Consider the following 18551-nt stretch of genomic DNA (forward strand, 5'->3'; position numbering starts at 1 on the left):
GCAGTTTTAAATTACAGAATAATACTACAAATATCTTTGAGCGAAACAACTAAAATTTAGATATTCAGCAATTTACCTTAGAACATTGCACTTGTAAAAAAAGTTATCCTTTAGAATAAAAAAAAGCTTGAGCAACATGATGTTGCCCAAGCTTAGGGATGCTATTAAAAGTATTAAGGGTTAAAAAACTACTTTTTAATAATCTTAAACGTTTGTTGTGAATTATTGATAGTAACGGTTACAAAGTAAACACCATCTTTTAATTCATTCATACCTATAGTAGATTTAAAATTATTTGGTACAATGGTTTGTACTTGTTGACCTACAATATTGTGAATACTAATTTTAGAAATTGTATTTTTTGCTTCAACAGTTAATGTATTTACAACAGGATTAGGATAGTATTTAAAAGCTTCAAAACTATTTGATTCTACACCTAAAGAAGGATCTGGATATACAAATAATGTAAACTCAGAACTATTTGAAGTTGTTGTAGAAATATGAACACTAATCAAATACGTGTTATTAGCTACTAATTCCCCTGTTTTATCACCAGAGTTATAACAGCTAAATCCGTCAACATAATTTCCTGATGTACTTGAACAATCGTCTGTATTATAAACTGAATAATAAGCACCTACTCTTGTAAAATCAAAATGATACATTCCTGTTAAACTAGGAGTAAAGCTATACCAAATAGACTTATAACTAGAAGTACAAGCTTCTGGTGAAGGATAAGAGTTATCTAAATTACCCATAATAGCATTATTACCAGAATCATCTGAAGATTCTAATAAAACTGTTGGATTTGAACAATCATTATTAACTACTGCATCTGGTAATTTAGTTACACTAAGATCAAAAGTTAAACCAGGAGTTGTTTGGCTTGACTGCACCATTACAAAGTAAGTAGTTCCGTTTGCAAGTTCAAAAACATAATTAGAATTAGAAGTACAAGAAACGGTTTTTTCTATCAAGTTACCACATGTACCTTCATATATAGAATAGTAAACCGAACCACTTTGAGAAGCTGGATTTTCTTCAAGAGAAAACTCATATAAACCATCTGTTGAAGGTGCTACTTGGTACCATACATCTCCATAACCAGAAGTATTACATGCGTTATCTGAAGATAATGTTGCTCCTACAGTTGTACCTGAAACTGTTTCTGTAACATTATCTGTTACAGGAACTGATATAGCTTCTGCCTGTACACAAGCATCGTTAGCTGGAGCTGAAGGTGCTTCTTTTAAACAGATATCAAAATCTTGAGCATATTCTCCGCTAATTCTAGTATTATTTCTAACGTAATATGTGTTACCAATACTTAAACTTGATAAAGTAACATAATTGGTTTCAAAACATGCAATAGATGTTAATGCACCACAACTACCTTCTAATAATTCTGTAGCCTGAACAGTACCTCCTAAATTGTAACCAGGTGCTGGCTCAGCGTTTAGGTATTCTAAAATCATAACTTCTGATGAAGCAACAAAACTAAACCAAACATCATTTGTGTTATTGTTTGAAGATGCACAAGTATTAGCGTCTGCTAAAGATTCTGTAGCACCTGCGTTTGTTGCGCTTGTAAACATAGTACAAGTATCATCTGTATTTATTGTACTAGTTAAATCTATAGCTCCTCCACACTCATCATTTACTGGTGGACAGTAAAAATATGCTGAATCTGAATAAGAACAAGAACTATCTTGATCATTAGTTAATGTAAAATTAACCATTGTTCCGCTTGGGTAAGGACCAGCTGTAACTACTCCTGTAGAGGTAATATTAGTAACATCTGCAGAACCTACATAATCATCTGTTAATGTTAAAGAAGTAGCACTACCTAAATAAGACACATCTACATTTACAGTAAATTGTGCGTTTAAACAGTCTGAAACTGGTGTTAAAGTATCAATAGTTGGATTAATACAAGAGTTTTGTTCTATATTTAAAAAGTAACTATATGTTCTTGTAGATCCTGAATTACTTAAAACAACAAAATAAGTATTACCAGATAACAAAACTATATTTTCTAATCTTCTTTGTGCAGTTTGCGAATACGTACCAACATAAGCAACACATTCTGTTGCAACATCAGGACAACCGTTTACTACATGTATACTAGCTCCATTATTATCTATATTTAATAATTCAATATTTACAGACATATCTGTTGTTGGAGTAATTTCATAAAACACATCATTACCATTCATATAGTAACTGCTACAAGGACTATCATCTATATTGTCTTCAAAATTAGCAGTGTCATTAGCTGTAAAATATGGAGTCGTTGGGCTAATTGCAGAAGCATCTACAACTATAGGATTTCCACAAGTAGCACCTGCAAGTGGTTCTGCACGTGTAGTAAATGTTTCTTCGGTACAACTTGTTGCATCACCAATAGCGTTATAAGGAACTATATTTACATAATATGTAGTACTATAAGCTAAACCTGTTAATGCTAAACTTGTTTGTGTTGTTGTTGTATTTACAACCTCTGTTCCTCCTGAATTTGTTCCAACAGTTACTGTATAACCTGTAGGTAAACCTGTTGCAGCTTCCCAAATTAATGTGGTATCTAAATCTGCAGTATCAGACCCATTAACAGGGTTAACAAGTGCAGCATCACAATTTGGAACATCATTTGCTAATTGTGTTATAGACACATTATCAAACTGTACTAACAATCTAAAACCAGTAAAAGTATTTACTGTGCTTCTAAATCTAGCTTGAAAATCAGCACCTGCTGCTATTGTACCAACAGATATAGCTCCTGTATCTTGACAAGTATCTTCATCTATTAATGTATAATTAGAATCATCAATTGTAGTAATAGTAGTCCATGTAGAACCTCCATCTGTTGAATATTCTAAAACTAAACTTCCCCAACCTGATGGTGGAGCACTATACGTTGCTGGTGGAAATTGACTATCTTGTATAAAGATATTGTAGCTAAAGCTAGCTGTTAAATTCGTACCATTAGAAATTGCTGTAAAATTAGGCGAAGTAGCAGAACCTGTTGAATTAGCTTCAGCATAATGTACCATACTATCTCCAGCACCTCCACAAGCAAAATTTCCAAAAGTTTGCATACTAGAAGTTGTCCAACTTGTTGCGCTGTCAAAATCTTCAATAATTTCTACTTGAGCAAAAGCAGTGACACTTAGCAGCATCATCAAATAAAGAGTAATTTTTTTCATTTTATGTTATTTTAAATTAATAGGGTTAGTTAACTCCTCTATAAATATATGACTACAAATACCATAAAAAAAGATTATGTTTTTGGTATTTACCGAAATTTGAAAGTAAAAAAACAAACATAATTAACTGAAAAACAATAGTTTACAAGAAAACACATCTTTAATAACATAAAAAAGAAGAATTCACAATAAAGTACGCGAAATGGTGATTATTTTGCAGTATTACTGTTAATTCTATTTTACAAAAATCATTCTTTTGTAAAAATACAGTAAGCTATTTTAAAGAAAATCTTTAACAAGAAAAGCAAAATAACCAATTCTCTTTAATCGCTATTATTAATAGGATTTTGTAAATTAGCCAAAAACAAACCAATTCATGGGATTATTAATATTTTACGGAGTTATATCTATCTTTTTCTCCTTTTTATGCTCTATACTTGAAGCTGTACTTTTAAGCGTTACACCTACTTTTATTAATGTTAAAAAGCAAGAAGGTAAAACCTTTGCTACAAACTTAGAAGAATTAAAAAAAGATGTAGACAGACCTTTAATAGCTATTTTAACCTTAAATACTATTGCACACACTGTTGGAGCAATATTAGTAGGTAAAGAAGCCGAAGGACTTTATGGTAGTGGTGATGGCTATGGTGTATTTATAGTTTCTGCTGTAATGACCATTTTAATATTAGTTGCCTCAGAAATTATCCCAAAAACCATTGGTGCAACCTACTGGAAAAACCTAGCTGGTTTTACTACAACAGCGCTTAACCTCTTAATCTTTCCATTAAAATGGACCGGTTTATTATGGATAATGCAACTTACCACAAAACTTATTGGTGGTAAAGGACACGGAAGCGTTTTAAGTAGAGAAGGTTTTTTAGTAATGGCAGATATGGCACACGAAGAAGGTGTTTTTGAGCACAATGAAAGTAAAATCATTAAAAACCTTTTAACCTTTAAAGAAGTATTTGCTAAAAACGTCATGACACCTCGTACTGTTATGAAAACAGAAAACGAAAAAACAACCGTTGAAGACTTTTTTAACAAAAACATGAACCTTCGTTTTTCTAGAATACCTGTTTATGCAGACACAGAAGACAATATTAAAGGGCTTGTTTTAAAAGACGAAATTTTTAAAGAAATGGCCTTAGGTAATGGTAGCAAAAAACTGTCTGAACTTAAAAGAGACATCATTATTGTAGATCGCGATTTAGCCATACCAACTCTTTTTGAAAAACTAGTAGAAACTAGAAACCACATGGCTTTAGTAGTAGATGAATACGGAAGCGTTAGCGGAATTGTAACCATGGAAGACGTCATAGAAACACTTCTTGGTATGGAAATCATGGATGAAAGTGATAACGTAAGTGACCTACAACACCTAGCCAGAAAAAGTTGGGAAGCACGCGCTAAAAAACTTGGCATCATAGAAGAAGAAAACAACTCAAAATAACCATGCAAACATGCAACATCAAAACCCCTTTAGGCCTCACTAAAATTACAGGCAATCAAGATGGTGTTGCATCCATAACCGTTTTAAACCCTACAAATCTCAGCAACAAAGAACCAAACAATGGGTCTTTACAGAGCGAACAAGAAACAACAATAACAGAAAATATTCCAGAAACACTACAAGAATGTGTAACCCAACTGCATGAATATTTTAAAGGCTCTAGAAAGCAATTCTCCCTAAAATTAAATCCAAAAGGCACCAATTTTCAAAAACGCGTCTGGAATGCCTTACAAACCATACCTTATGGCAAAACCACCTCTTACCTACAACTCTCAAAACAGCTTGGCGACGTAAAAGCCATTAGAGCAGTAGCAAATGCCAACGGCAAAAACCCATTATGGATTATCATTCCTTGCCACAGAGTTATTGGTAGCGATGGTAGTTTAACAGGTTACGCAGGAGGTTTACACCGCAAACAATGGCTTTTAGAACATGAAAGTCCTTATACACAACAAAGCCTTTTTTAATATTTTGGCGTTACCACAAGGGTCGCGCTTTACGTTACTAGTTTTGGCTCAAAGAGCACGCTCGCCAAAAGCTAACCACTACAATCGCTAACGCACAGCCAAACTAAAAGTAAGATTTTTCAAAAAAAAGGGCATACTTTTTAAAGATTCCCTATATTTAATACCCTAAACTAACAAAAAAATGAAATTAACAAAAAAGCTTCTAAAAGTACTAGCTGTGCTTTTCGGTTTACTAATTGCAATCCTATACATTACAGATACAGATTACCTTATTAAAGCAGTGCGTACTATTTATATGCAAGGATATACCACTGCATTTTTAGACGACTATAAAAAATTCGATTACCAAGTTGTAGAAAACGGCACACCACAACCATGGCCAACACATAAAAACTACAATACAGTAATAGAAACCGAAACCCTACAAAAAGCAAATAAAGATTGGGGAACCGTAGCTTACGTAATCATTAAAAACGATAGCGTTTGGTTTGAAAACTATTATGATGGCTACAACAAAGACTCTAAATCTAACTCTTTTTCTATGGCAAAAAGCTATGTTTCTGGTTTAATGGGTAAAGCTATTAAAGATGGTTACATTAAAAGTTTAGACCAACCTGTTTGCGACTTCCTACCTGCTTTCTGTGATGGCGAAGCAGCTAAAATGACTGTTGGTGACTTAAGTAGCATGTCTTCTGGTACCAATTGGGATGAAGCCTATTACTCACCATTATCTATAACCACTAGAGCATATTTTGATGATGATTTAGAAAAAGTTATGAATGGTTTAAAAGTTGTTACAGAACCAGGAAAAGCATTTAAATACGCAAGTGGAGACACACAAATGCTAGCAATGGTAATAGAAAAAGCAACAGGAAAAAAACTATACAACTACCTAACCGAAAGCTTCTGGAAACCATTAGGTAGTGAAAACCCAACCCTTTGGCAAGTTGACAGTGAAGAACATGATTTAGTAAAAGCATATTGCTGCATTACTAGTAACGCAAAAGATTTTGCACGTTTTGGTAAACTATATAAAGACCATGGAAAATGGAATGGCAAACAAATTCTAGATTCTACCTTTGTAGCTAAATCTTTAAAACCTCGTTTTCCTAATAGTCCAGAATATGGCTATGGTTGGTGGTTAAAAACACAAAACAATAAAGACTTTTTCATGATGCGAGGTCACCTTGGACAATACGTTATTGTACAGCCAGAAGACAATGTAATTATTGTACGCTTAGGACACCAAAAATCTCCAGATGCTGGTATTGGTGCATATACCAAAGATATCTCTTTATACATAGATGAAGCTTACAAAATGATGAACAAATAAATAAACGCTAGCGCTTTTAATAAGTCTAGCCCAAAGCAATAGGAAACATGATTAGCAAACTAAACCTAGAAGACATCTTATTTTTAGATATTGAAACCGTTCCAGAAACACAATATTTTTCTGATTTAGACACTACTAAACAAGAACTCTGGGAAACCAAATCACGTTACCAAAGAAAAGAGGAGTTTACTGCTGAAGCATTTTATGATAGAGCAGGAATTTGGGCTGAGTTTGGTAAAATAGTATGTATTTCGGTTGGTTATTTTGCCATTCAAAATGATATAAGAACTTTTAGGGTTACTTCGTTTTTTGGCGAAGAACCTAAAATTTTAAAAGACTTTAAAAATCTATTGCTTTCTCATTTTAGTCAAACTAAACATTTACTTTGTGCGCATAATGGTAAGGAATTTGACTTTCCGTATATAGCAAGACGTATGATAATTCACAATATAAAATTACCATACAAACTAAATTTATTTGGCAAAAAACCTTGGGAAGTACCTCATCTAGATACCTTAGAACTTTGGAAATTTGGTGACTATAAAAACTACACCTCTTTAAAACTACTAACCAATGTTTTAGGTATACCATCACCAAAAGATGATATTGATGGTAGTGAGGTTTACAAAGTGTACTACCAAGAAAATGAAATAGACAGAATTGTTACTTACTGCGAAAAAGACACTATTGCTGTAGCACAAATATTTTTAAGGCTTCGTGGTGATGCACTACTTCATGATAATGAAATTATGCATGTGTAGTATTCGCGAAAAGGATTGAGGCTTTGTTGAAGCTCCTCGAAGAGAGCGACTGCCGAAAGCCTGGTTTTTACCTTTTTCTGGTAAAAATTTGCACAAAAAAACAAAACCCTTTTTAACTATTTGAAATATCTTCTTGTAAAAAGAAATAAAAAAATCCAGAGCTTTCACTCTGGATTTTTAATTAAATTAATTATTGGTGCTTATTCATTATTGTTTTATAAACTTTTTAACTTTTGTTTTCTCTCCTATATGTAATTGTAAAATATACATGCCTTGTTGCAATGTAGCCACATTAATAGCATTGGTATATCTACCTTTAAGCACAGTTTGACCTAACAAGTTTTTAATTTCAAAACTTTGTGCTTCTAATCCTATTAAACTTACATTAAGTGTTTGTTTTACTGGATTAGGATATAGCGTAAACTGGCTATCTACACTTTGTACTGGAGTTGTAGCAAAGTAATTAGATGTAGCGTTTGTTGCTCCGCCAACACAAAATGTTGTTGCTTCAGAACTTGCAAACGAACCTCCACTTGCTAATACAGTTCCTCCATCTGTTAAAGAATAAGAGCCATTACCATAAGAGCAGCAAATACCATCTCCATACGCATCATTTATGGTAAAAGTATAGCATCCTGCTGGTAAGCTAACATTAACATTTAAGGTAGACCCATCTGCTTGACTAGCATATGTTCCTCCTGATGCTACAACACTACTTGAACCATCTGCAATTGTCCAAGAGGTTTCTTCTGGATAATTATCAAAAGTTATAGATAAAGTAACATTAGTATCACCTCCAGAAGATCCTCCAGATGTTGACAAGCTTACGGCATCAACAGCCATATCTCCTTGCCATGTGGTACCTGTAACACCATTAAAGCGTAATTGAACCGTTGTTCCTGCATAAGCAGATAGATCTACAGATGCTGTTTTCCATGAATTTCCTTGGTTTCCAGATGCACTCCAAATGCTAGTCCATGAACTTCCATTATTACTACTTGCCTCTAAAGCTAAACTACCCATTGCAGAAGCTCCATACATATGGTATGCAAATTCAAATGTTGCTTGACTCTCTCCACTTAAATCAAAACAAGGAGAATTTAAAATGGCACTTTTAGCAGAATAGTTTGGTGAAGACGACTCCATAAATATATACTGTGAACCTGCAGATGCGCTAGATGGACCTGTATTACTTGAAGGTGTAGAACCAGAAGTTCTTGTCCAATCAAAATCATCTGAACTATCTTGTGACCAAGCACCTAAACTAGATTCAAACCCTTCACTATAAGGAAAAGCTGTAATTGAGCCTGAACATTCGTTTCCGCTAGAAGCTTCAGTAACAATAACAGTTCTTGAAACTTGTGTTGCAGCATTTCCTGCAGCATCACTTACATTATAATTTAAAGTATATGTTCCTGCTACATTTGTATTTACAGAACCAGTAACACTAATACTAGAAGTTAAGTCGCCATCTACATTATCTGTTGCTGTAGCTCCTGCATCTGAGTAACTATCACCTACTGTTAAGTTAACTGTAGCAGCACCATTTAATGTAATTACTGGCGCAACCGTATCTGCTTGCCCAGAAACAATATTTACGGTATAATCTTCTACTTCACCATAATTAAATGTTTCACAAGATGTTGGCACTGCGTTATACTTCATAGCAACACGTATTCTGGTTTCACCATTTGTTGCAGAAGAAGAAACAGTAAAACTACCACTTACTGGAGTGGTTTGTGTAGCAGATTGACTCCAAACTTGTTCACCAGCATCTGTAAAATCGCCATCTTGATTATAATCTATCCAAGCGGCATATCCTTCACTGTAAACAGATCCTGTCCATGTTGGAGTTACAGTTATAGTAGTAGCACTTCCTTTTGTTAAGTCTGTAGAAATACTTGTAAAGTTAGAGTAAAACTGTGCACCAGACGCATTATTAATACTTCCTAATTGTACACGACTTATATACTCATCATTAACATTTGTACTTGCAGAATCGCAATATTGAGGACCTGATTGGCATGGTGTACAACTAGTACCTCCACAATCTACTCCTGTTTCATCGCCATTTTGTATACCATCTGAACATGTAGGTGTTGTTCCTCCTCCACTACATTTATCAGATAAAGCTAAAGCACGTCTTGCTCCTCCAGCTTCTAAAACGGTACGCATTCTTATTTTTTGCCCTTCTGTAAATAAGTTCATACAAGAATCATTGGTATAATCCATATAGTTTTGAACCATATCTGTAGAAGAACAGGAAACTTGCCCTGTAGGACAACCATAGTTAGACGTTTGGTGTGTAGGAGTATCACTTACATAATCGGTTCCGCAATTAGAATCTCCCCAAATGTGGCGTAAATTAAAATAGTGTCCAATTTCATGTGTAGTTGTTCTTCCTCCATCATAAGGAGAGGTTACAGCTCCTGTTCTACCAAAAGCATTGTAAATCATTACCAAACCATCTGTTGCAGCATTACCACCAGGAAATTGAGCATAACCTAAAAGGTTAATTGTTTGTCCTCCTGAAGTTGTAGTCATTTTTGGAACAATCCACATATTTAAATACTCTGAAGTATTCCATGGATCAATTCCTCCTGAAGAAGCGCTTTTGGCTTCGTCATTAGCGCCCCAATCTTCACGCGTTGTTAATTTTCTAGTAATACCTGTTGTAGTATTTCCGTTTGGATCTACAGAAGCCAAGCAGAATTCTATTTGCGTATCTGCTGCTTGTGACCACGTATTATCTGCATCTGCATTGGTACGTCTAAAATCTTCATTTAAAACATCTAGTTGCGATTGTATTTGTGCTTCGCTAATATTTTCTGTACTATTTCTATAAAGTACATGTACAACAACAGGAATAGTAATAATGTCACCATCTATCCTACTGGAATTGGCATTGTTTAAAATTTCCTGAGTTCTTGCTTGCGTGAAACTTTCAATTTCAGCCATTCTCTGCTCCAATTGTGGATCTAATTGTTTTCTATAATCTAGATTTTCCATAGCACCACATCTTTGATATTGTGCAAAAAGAGAACCAACCATTAGAAAACAAATAACTGTTAACGTAATTGTTTTTTTCATGAGAATAATTTAAGTTTTAGTTAATATTTTATTCAAAACGCAATGAATTTAGTATTTTTTTAACAAAATAATAATATCCGAACAACTATTCGATGAAATACATTTCATTTAAAATTATTCGGGTATTTTTTACGGATTTCCCGTAAATATTTGTGTATAAATCTTTACTTTTAACTATGTTAAAAAACAAAATACTTGCTGTTAAAAACCTCTCTATTTCCTTCTTTAATAAACAGAAAGAAAAAGAAATTATTCACAACATTTCTTATGATTTATATGAAAACGAAATACTAGGAATTGTTGGTGAATCTGGTTCAGGAAAGTCTGTTTCTTCTTTGGCTATTCTAGGTTTGTTACCAAAAAAAATATCAAAAATCACAAACGGAAGCATTCTCTACAAAGCGCAAGATTTAACCACACTAAACGCTAAAGCTTTTCAGAAAATAAGAGGAAAGAAAATTTCTATCATTTTTCAAGAACCTATGAGTTCTTTAAATCCTTCTATGACTTGCGGAAAACAAGTTTTAGAAATTGTTTTACAACACACAAGCCTAAGTAAAACCGAAGCAAAAGCGCAGGTTATTTCATTGTTTGAACAAGTAAAACTACCAATACCAGAAACAACGTTTAATAAATATCCTCATGAAATTTCTGGAGGACAAATGCAACGTGTCATGATTGCCATGGCAATTGCTTGCGAGCCAGAAATACTTATTGCAGATGAGCCCACAACTGCTTTAGATGTTACTGTACAAAAAGATATTATTCTACTTTTAAAAGAGTTGCAAGCAAAAACTAAAATGAGCATCCTTTTTATTACACATGATTTATCTTTAATTTCAGAAATTGCACATCGTGTATTAGTAATGTATCAAGGAAATATTGTAGAACAAGGAAACATACAACAAATATTTAAAAACCCTGAAAACAATTACACCAAAGCTCTTATTAATTCTAGACCTTCATTAGACGTTAGACTTAAAACGCTACCAACTATACAAGATTATTTAAAAGGAAGTATTTCTACAACAATAATTACCAAAGAAGATAGAAAAAAACAACAGGAACTAATTTATAACAAACCGCCTTTACTAGAAGTTATTAATTTAGAAAAAGAATACTTTAACACTTCTGGATTATTTAATAAAACCGAAGGATTTAAAGCTGTAAACAATATAAGTTTTAAACTATACGAAGGTGAAACCTTAGGACTTGTTGGTGAATCGGGTTGTGGAAAATCTACCCTTGGTAAAGCCATTTTACAATTAGACAAAGCTACTGCTGGAAGTATTATTTATAAAGGAGAAGATATTACCAAAATATCTAAACAAGCAATGCGAACGCTTAGAAAAGATATTCAAATTATTTTTCAAGATCCTTATGCTTCTCTAAACCCTAGGCTAACAGTTGGTAATGCCATTTTAGAACCTATGAAAGTACACCAACTTTATAGTTCTGATATCGAAAGGAAAGAAAAAGTGATAGAAATTTTAAATAGAGTTGGCTTAGAAGCCGATACTTTTAATAGATATCCTCATGCGTTTTCTGGAGGACAAAGGCAACGTATTGGTATTGCTAGAACTATTGCACTACAACCCAAACTTATTATTTGTGATGAGTCTGTTTCTGCCTTAGATATTTCTGTACAAGCACAAGTATTAAATCTGCTTAACGAACTAAAAGCCGATTTTGGGTTTACCTATATATTTATATCACATGATTTGGCAGTTGTAAAATATATGGCAGACCAATTACTAGTTATGAATGCTGGAAAAATTGAAGAAATAGACGATGCTGATGAAATTTATAAGCATCCTAAAAAAGAATATACAAAAAAGCTAATTCATGCTATACCCAAAGGATTATAGCATGAACACCTTTTTTGTTAAATACAATAAGCTTCCTATAAATTTGAATGTGTTCTTTACCGTTTTAAAAAATTTTAAAAAAAATAAATCTGTATTCATCATTTATAATTTAAGGTTAGGTCTATGGTAGACTTGGATTTATTGTATTTGGTACATTTGGGGACTGCTAATATGAACTATATTTTAGAATAATCTGCTTAAAAGCATAATTAATCGATGAAATGCACTAGATTTTAACATTTTAACAGTTTTTTAAGACATTTCCCCTTCTTTTTAGCACCTTTAGAGTATATGTAAAACAACAAATCAATAACAGCTTAAATAGATTTTTATAAGAACTGATTGATAACACTTTATAAATTTTTAAAGAACCTTTTTAAGGTAACCTATTCTATTACTTTAAATAGAAAAAACAGAATTCGTTATTAGCAATCTACTCTAAAAGCTTATTTATTACAAGCTCATTTCAGGCACTTCGCCTTCTATAATTAAATTACCTTCTGTAGCTTTTTTAATTTCTTCAACTGTAACACCAGGAGCACGCTCTAATAACTTAAAACCATCTTTAGTAACTTCTAGAACAGCAAGATTGGTCACAATCTTTTTAACACAACCAACACCTGTTAATGGTAAACTACATTTTTTAAGTAGTTTAGATTCTCCTGCTCTATTGGTATGCATCATAGCAACAATAATATTTTCGGCACTAGCAACTAAATCCATTGCTCCTCCCATACCTTTAACCATTTTACCTGGAATTTTCCAGTTGGCAATATCTCCATTTTCAGCAACTTCCATAGCACCAAGAATGGTAAGATCTACATGTTTTCCTCTAATCATAGAAAAACTCATAGCAGAGTCAAAAAAACTAGCTCCAGGAAGCGTAGTTATGGTTTGTTTTCCTGCGTTTATAACATCTGCATCTTCTTCTCCTTCAAAAGGAAATGGTCCCATTCCTAAAACGCCATTTTCACTTTGAAATTCTACTTCTATATCTTCTCTAACATAGTTTGCTACCAAGGTTGGTATACCAATACCAAGATTTACATAGTAACCATCTTGTACCTCTTTAGCTATTCGTTTTGCAATTCCTGTTTTATCTAACATTTTCTTTTAGTTTTTGTCATTCCTGCCAAAGCAGGATGCTTTAAATATGATACTTAAATATGAATAGTAGATTCCTGTCTTTGCAGGAATGACAACGTATTAACTTCTTTGTCTTACAGTACGTTGCTCAATTCGTTTTTCATAGGTAGCACCTTGAAAAATACGCTGCACAAATATTCCAGGAATATGAATTTGATTAGGATCTAATGCTCCTACAGGAACCAATTCTTCAACCTCAACAACTGTTATTTTTGCTGCGCCACACATGTTAGGATTAAAGTTTCTTGCAGTTCCTTTAAAAATTAAGTTTCCTGCAGCATCTCCTTTCCATGCTTTTACAAAAGCAAAATCTGCTTTAAAAGCGTGCTCTAACACATACATTTTACCATCAAACTCTCGGGTTTCTTTTCCTTCTGCTACTTCTGTACCATATCCTGCTGGAGTATAAATAGCAGGAAAACCAGCTTGTGCTGCTCTACAACGTTCTGCTAAAGTACCTTGCGGAATTAACTCTACATCTAATTCGCCAGAAAGCATTTGACGTTCAAATTCTGCGTTTTCACCTACGTAAGAAGAAATCATTTTTTTGATTTGCTTTTGATGCAGTAACAAACCTAAACCAAAGTCATCAACTCCTGCGTTATTAGAAATACAGGTTAATCCTTTTATATTCTTTTTTACTAATTCTGCTATCGAATTTTCGGCAATACCAGAAAGCCCAAAACCTCCAAACATAAAAGTCATATTGTCTTGAACTCCTTGTAATGCTTCTTCTACAGAGTTTACTTTTTTACTAATCATTTTGAATTGTTTTTCGTGTTTGAAAAATACAAAATAAAAAAGCCATTCTAAAAAGAATGGCTTTTAATTTATGTGTGACTATTGGTACATTTTCTTATTTATCTTCTAACAATATGGTTTTTCATTGCATAAAAAAAACCTGCTTTTTACCTAAAGAAATAGCTAGAACACAATAATACTTCCTTTTAGAAATCTAATTCTTCTGGAATATCTTCCTCTGGAGTATCTGATCCAGCATCTTGGTTTGGATTGTATTTACTACAATCTACTTCAATGGTTAAGTCTTCTGGTTTTTCAAAGTCTGCTTGAGATATATTAAGAGTTTCGTCTTCATAACAGCTTTTCATATACATTCCCCAAATTGGTAATGCCATTGCTGCACCTTGACCATAGGTTATAGATGCAAAATGGGTTGCTCTATCTTCTGCACCAACCCAAACTCCAGTAACTAGGTTTGGCACCATTCCCATAAACCAACCATCACTTTGGTTTTGTGTGGTTCCTGTTTTTCCTGCAATTGGATTTGTAAATTGGTATGGATATCCTGTTATTATCTCTCTATAATCTGCTCTGTAAGAATCTGCTCCTTTTGTTCTTAATCTAGCACCAGATCCTGATTGTGTTACACCTTGCATTAGATTTACTGTTACATATGCAGCCTCTTCACTTAATACGTCTCTAGATTCTGGTGTAAATTGATATAAAATAGTTCCGTTTTTATCTTCAATATGTGTTACCATTACAGGTTTGGTATACACTCCTTTATTTGCAAAAGTAGCATAAGCACCAACCATTTCATACACACTTAAATCTGGTGTACCTAATGCTATGGAAGGCACAGGAAGCACCTCTGACTCTACTCCTAATTTCTTCACCAAATCTACAACTGGTTGCGGACCAACTTTATCCATTAATCTAGCCGTTATTGTATTTATAGAGTTTGCTAATGCATTTTTTAAGGTTCTTGTACCACCATATTTATTGTCGGAATTTTTAGGTGTCCAAGGTTCTGGATTACCATATTTATTAGCTTCAATAGTAATTTGTGTATTTGGCAACTCATCACAAGGAGAAAGGTGTAATTGATCTATTGCTGTGGCATACACAAAAGGCTTAAACGTAGAACCTACTTGACGTTTTCCTTGTTTTACATGATCATATTGAAAATGCTTATAATTCATACCACCAACCCAAGCTTTTACATGTCCTGTTTGCGGATCCATACTCATCATTCCTGGATGTAAGAAATGCTTATAATAACGCATAGAATCCATTGGCTTCATAATAGTATCTATTTCATGTACTTTTCCTTCTTTCCAAGAGAAAATGGTCATTTTTTTAGGCACATCAAAAGAAGCAATGATTTCTTTATCTTTCTTTTTTAAATCATACTTCATATGTCTCCAACGCTCACTTTGTTTCATAGAACGTTTCATTAGAGATTCTATTTCGGCTTTATCTAAATCTAAAAAAGGTGCTGTAGGATTTCTTTTTGGTGTATTTTGATGAAAAAATTCGGCTTGCAACCTTGGCATGTGTCTTGCCACAGCTTCTTCTGCGTATAGTTGCATACGTGAATCTATGGTAGTAAACACTTTTAATCCGTCGCTATTGATATTGTATTTAGTACCATCTGGCTTTCTATTATTCTCATCATTGGTCCAATCTTTCATAAAAGCACGAAGATATTCTCTAAAATAAGTAGCTGTACCTTCACGATGTGACTCTGGAGAATAGCGTAAACCTAAATCTAGTTTTTGTAGTGAATCCTTAACTTTTTCACTTATATAATCATACTTTTCCATTTGTGCTAAAACCACATTACGTCTGTTTTTAACACCTACAGGATTGCGTTCTGGTCTTGGGTTATATAAAGAAGAGTTTTTAAACATACCTACCAACATAGCAGATTCTTTAATATCTAACTCCATAGGTTCTTTACCAAAATAAATTCTGGAAGCAGAACGTATACCATCTGCATTATTACCAAAATCATAGATATTAAAGTATTGCGCTATAATTTCTTCTTTGGTATATTGGCGTTCTAAACGAATGGCAATAATCCATTCTTTTGCTTTTTGTAGTATTCGCTCTATGGTATTTTTTGACCCTTCACCATGAAACAATTGTTTTGCTAGTTGTTGCGAAATAGTACTTGCTCCTCCGCCTTTTCCTAGTTTTACAATAGCTCTTAAAGTTCCTCTAGCATCAATACCAGAATGTTCATGAAAACGAGCATCTTCTGTAGCAATTAAAGCATCTACCAAATGTTGTGGTAGCTCATCATAACTTACAGGTGTTCTGTTATCGTTAAAATAAAACTTTCCTAAGGTTTTACCATCAGAAGAAATAATTTCTGTTGCTAAATTGGTTTTTGGGTTTTCTAAAATGGTATGATCTGGTAAATCACCAAACATAGAGGTTAATACAAACAATAAGATAATTGCTAAAACACCTCCTAAAAACAGTTTCCAAAATAAACGAATGTATTTTGTAAAGTCTTGTGTTTCTGCTTGTTTTTTAGTTTGCTTTTTCGCTTGTTTTTTTGCCATATTATATTTACTTCTCGATATCATTTTACTACACTTTAGGCATTTCTGCGTGGTATAAAATCTCTCGAAGTGACCTTAATTTTTACTTGTTTTTTCTACTCTAAATCCAACATCTGTGACACCTTCTAAGTTAACAATACCTTTAACTTTTCCGTTTTCACGCATGGCGTGCTGAATATTTACTTGGTATTCTCCAGTTTCTGAAAACACAAAACCTTCTTTATACCAAAGTTTATTTTCTTTTATACTTGAAAAACCTGTTCCTAGAAATTCTCCATTAGGTTTAGCCATTTTGTACTCTAAAGTATCTTTAACTGTTTTTCCGTGTGGAAAATTCATTTCTACAATTAAAAACAAATTATTGTATTTATATTCTTGATTGTTGCGCAAGTTTACAAACAAATTATAAGCACTTATTGTATCTGGAGCTTGCACTTTAAACTGTGCTATATCTTCTTTATTCCACGGATTGGATACACTTTGGTACTCATCAAAAACACCATTAGCATCACAAGACACAACCAACGCAGAAAGAAAGAAAAGCATTAGAATAACACTACTTCTCATTGTTCTTTTTATTTTGAGGTTTTCTTCTTCGCTTGTTGTTACTATTTTTCTTGTTATTAGCGCTATTGGTTGGCTTAGGTTTATTGGTGTTATTATTTTTTTTCTTGTTTCTATTTCTACTGTTTCTATTGTTTTTACGTTTTTTATTGCCTTTTGGACTATCGAAACGTGTTAAACTATCTTGACCTACAACGTTCTCAAACTCTGTTTTAGTATCTTCTACAAGCTCTAAGGCGTATTCTTCAAGACTTACAATTTTTTCTCTTTTTTTATTTATGGCAATAATTTCATTGGCTTGATCTTTGGTAATCTTGTGCCAATTCATCCATTCTCCTTCATAAGCATACCAAAGGTGTCCTTTAAAAATATCTGTTTTTTGACAAACAGCAGTTCCTTTTTGTGTGTATAGCTTAATTTCTGGTTTTGGTATTGTTTTTAAAGCATCTAAGTAACTATCTAACTCATAGTTTAAACAGCATTTTAGTTTACCACATTGTCCTGCTAGTTTTTGCGGATTTAAAGATAATTGTTGGTAACGAGCTGCAGAAGTACTTACTGATCTGAAATCTGTTAACCAAGTAGAGCAACACAACTCACGACCACAAGAACCAATACCACCAAGTCTGGCTGCTTCTTGTCTAAAACCAACTTGTTTCATTTCAATTCTAGTTCTAAACTCTCTAGCAAAAAGCTTAATAAGTTCTCTAAAATCTACGCGTTCTTCTGCAGTGTAGTAAAAAGTGGCTTTACTTGCATCTCCTTGAAACTCGATATCAGAAATTTTCATTTGCAATTTTAAGTCTATTGCAAATTGACGCGCTTTTACTTTCATGGCTTCTTCTCTATCACGAGCTTCTGACCAAATATCAATATCTTTTTGTGATGCTTTTCTGTATAGTTTTAAAACATTTTCTGGTTTTTCTGAAACTTTTTTACGCTTCATTTGTACTCTTACAAGCTCTCCTGTAAGGGTTACCATACCAATATCATGACCTGATTGTGCTTGTGTGGCTACAATGTCACCTATTGCTAATGTTAAGTTTTCTGTGTTTTTATAGTATTCTTTTCTTCCGTTTTTAAAACGAACCTCCACCCAGTCAAATGGTTTTTCACCATTGGGCAATGACATGTTTGCTAGCCAATCAAAAACAGTGAGTTTATTACAACTGTCTGTTCCACATGTTCCGTTATTTTTGCAGCCTTTTGGTTGGCCATCTTTTCCTGTTGAACAAGTTCCACAAGCCATAAAGTAGTATATATTGATTCTGAAAAAGTATCTTTTTTTCAGA

At 33.4% G+C, this 18551-nt stretch carries 12 protein-coding genes; 5 read left to right on the forward strand and 7 right to left on the reverse strand.

Annotated features, from left to right (window positions below; all coding sequences use genetic code 11):
* Nucleotides 1-188 precede the first annotated feature (188 nt).
* A complete protein-coding gene (locus tag ACFSSB_RS10915; protein WP_379904107.1) occupies nt 189-3203 on the reverse strand; it encodes a T9SS type A sorting domain-containing protein in 3015 nt (1004 codons plus the stop codon).
* A 376-nt stretch (nt 3204-3579) separates the two neighbouring features.
* Between ACFSSB_RS10915 and ACFSSB_RS10920 the strand changes: the two genes are divergently transcribed.
* From ACFSSB_RS10920 to ACFSSB_RS10935, 4 genes are all read left to right on the forward strand, one after another.
* Entirely contained in the window at nt 3580-4656 is a 1077-nt protein-coding gene (locus ACFSSB_RS10920) for a CNNM domain-containing protein (protein ID WP_379904110.1), read from the forward strand.
* A 2-nt stretch (nt 4657-4658) separates the two neighbouring features.
* Nucleotides 4659-5183, forward strand: a complete 525-nt coding sequence (locus ACFSSB_RS10925; RefSeq protein WP_379904112.1) for a methylated-DNA--[protein]-cysteine S-methyltransferase — start codon at nt 4659-4661, stop codon at nt 5181-5183.
* A gap of 181 nt (nt 5184-5364) precedes the next feature.
* Nucleotides 5365-6516 (forward strand): serine hydrolase domain-containing protein, encoded by a 1152-nt coding sequence (locus ACFSSB_RS10930; RefSeq protein WP_379904114.1) that lies wholly within the window; start codon nt 5365-5367, stop codon nt 6514-6516.
* Nucleotides 6517-6563: 47 nt separating this feature from the next.
* Nucleotides 6564-7277 (forward strand): 3'-5' exonuclease, encoded by a 714-nt coding sequence (locus ACFSSB_RS10935; protein ID WP_379904116.1) that lies wholly within the window; start codon nt 6564-6566, stop codon nt 7275-7277.
* Between the two features lie 207 nt (nt 7278-7484).
* Here the strand turns inward: ACFSSB_RS10935 and ACFSSB_RS10940 are convergent, their stop codons facing one another.
* Nucleotides 7485-10367, reverse strand: a complete 2883-nt coding sequence (locus ACFSSB_RS10940; RefSeq protein ID WP_379904118.1) for an immunoglobulin-like domain-containing protein — start codon at nt 10365-10367, stop codon at nt 7485-7487.
* 176 nt (nt 10368-10543) lie between these two features.
* Here ACFSSB_RS10940 and ACFSSB_RS10945 point away from each other — a divergent pair, with 176 nt between their 5' ends.
* Nucleotides 10544-12235 (forward strand): ABC transporter ATP-binding protein, encoded by a 1692-nt coding sequence (locus tag ACFSSB_RS10945; RefSeq protein ID WP_379904120.1) that lies wholly within the window; start codon nt 10544-10546, stop codon nt 12233-12235.
* Between the two features lie 453 nt (nt 12236-12688).
* Here the strand turns inward: ACFSSB_RS10945 and ACFSSB_RS10950 are convergent, their stop codons facing one another.
* From ACFSSB_RS10950 to ACFSSB_RS10970, 5 genes are all read right to left on the reverse strand, one after another.
* Entirely contained in the window at nt 12689-13342 is a 654-nt protein-coding gene (locus ACFSSB_RS10950) for a CoA transferase subunit B (protein ID WP_379904122.1), read from the reverse strand.
* 99 nt (nt 13343-13441) lie between these two features.
* Nucleotides 13442-14143: a CoA transferase subunit A gene (locus tag ACFSSB_RS10955; protein WP_379904124.1), complete on the reverse strand. Its 702-nt coding sequence runs from the start codon at nt 14141-14143 to the stop codon at nt 13442-13444.
* A 185-nt stretch (nt 14144-14328) separates the two neighbouring features.
* Nucleotides 14329-16695: a penicillin-binding protein 1A gene (locus tag ACFSSB_RS10960; protein WP_379904126.1), complete on the reverse strand. Its 2367-nt coding sequence runs from the start codon at nt 16693-16695 to the stop codon at nt 14329-14331.
* A gap of 75 nt (nt 16696-16770) precedes the next feature.
* Nucleotides 16771-17262 (reverse strand): gliding motility lipoprotein GldH, encoded by a 492-nt coding sequence (locus ACFSSB_RS10965; RefSeq protein WP_379904128.1) that lies wholly within the window; start codon nt 17260-17262, stop codon nt 16771-16773.
* On the reverse strand, nt 17252-18508 hold the full coding sequence (locus ACFSSB_RS10970) for a PSP1 domain-containing protein (RefSeq protein ID WP_379904130.1): 1257 nt from the start codon (nt 18506-18508) through the stop codon (nt 17252-17254). Before ACFSSB_RS10970 ends, ACFSSB_RS10965 begins: the two co-directional genes overlap by 11 nt.
* Nucleotides 18509-18551: the final 43 nt, after the last annotated feature.

The sequence above is a fragment of the Lacinutrix gracilariae genome (assembly GCF_042684485.1).
GTDB lineage: Bacteria > Bacteroidota > Bacteroidia > Flavobacteriales > Flavobacteriaceae > Oceanihabitans > Oceanihabitans gracilariae.

What these genes read in the sequence shown, in the direction of transcription:
- ACFSSB_RS10915 (WP_379904107.1), bottom strand. Translation starts at nt 3,203, where the DNA reads ATGAAAAAAATTACTCTTTATTTGATGATGCTGCTAAGTGTCACTGCT.
- ACFSSB_RS10920 (WP_379904110.1), top strand. Translation starts at nt 3,580, where the DNA reads ATGGGATTATTAATATTTTACGGAGTTATATCTATCTTTTTCTCCTTT.
- ACFSSB_RS10925 (WP_379904112.1), top strand. Translation starts at nt 4,659, where the DNA reads ATGCAAACATGCAACATCAAAACCCCTTTAGGCCTCACTAAAATTACA.
- ACFSSB_RS10930 (WP_379904114.1), top strand. Translation starts at nt 5,365, where the DNA reads ATGAAATTAACAAAAAAGCTTCTAAAAGTACTAGCTGTGCTTTTCGGT.
- ACFSSB_RS10935 (WP_379904116.1), top strand. Translation starts at nt 6,564, where the DNA reads ATGATTAGCAAACTAAACCTAGAAGACATCTTATTTTTAGATATTGAA.
- ACFSSB_RS10940 (WP_379904118.1), bottom strand. Translation starts at nt 10,367, where the DNA reads ATGAAAAAAACAATTACGTTAACAGTTATTTGTTTTCTAATGGTTGGT.
- ACFSSB_RS10945 (WP_379904120.1), top strand. Translation starts at nt 10,544, where the DNA reads ATGTTAAAAAACAAAATACTTGCTGTTAAAAACCTCTCTATTTCCTTC.
- ACFSSB_RS10950 (WP_379904122.1), bottom strand. Translation starts at nt 13,342, where the DNA reads ATGTTAGATAAAACAGGAATTGCAAAACGAATAGCTAAAGAGGTACAA.
- ACFSSB_RS10955 (WP_379904124.1), bottom strand. Translation starts at nt 14,143, where the DNA reads ATGATTAGTAAAAAAGTAAACTCTGTAGAAGAAGCATTACAAGGAGTT.
- ACFSSB_RS10960 (WP_379904126.1), bottom strand. Translation starts at nt 16,695, where the DNA reads ATGGCAAAAAAACAAGCGAAAAAGCAAACTAAAAAACAAGCAGAAACA.
- ACFSSB_RS10965 (WP_379904128.1), bottom strand. Translation starts at nt 17,262, where the DNA reads ATGAGAAGTAGTGTTATTCTAATGCTTTTCTTTCTTTCTGCGTTGGTT.
- ACFSSB_RS10970 (WP_379904130.1), bottom strand. Translation starts at nt 18,508, where the DNA reads ATGGCTTGTGGAACTTGTTCAACAGGAAAAGATGGCCAACCAAAAGGC.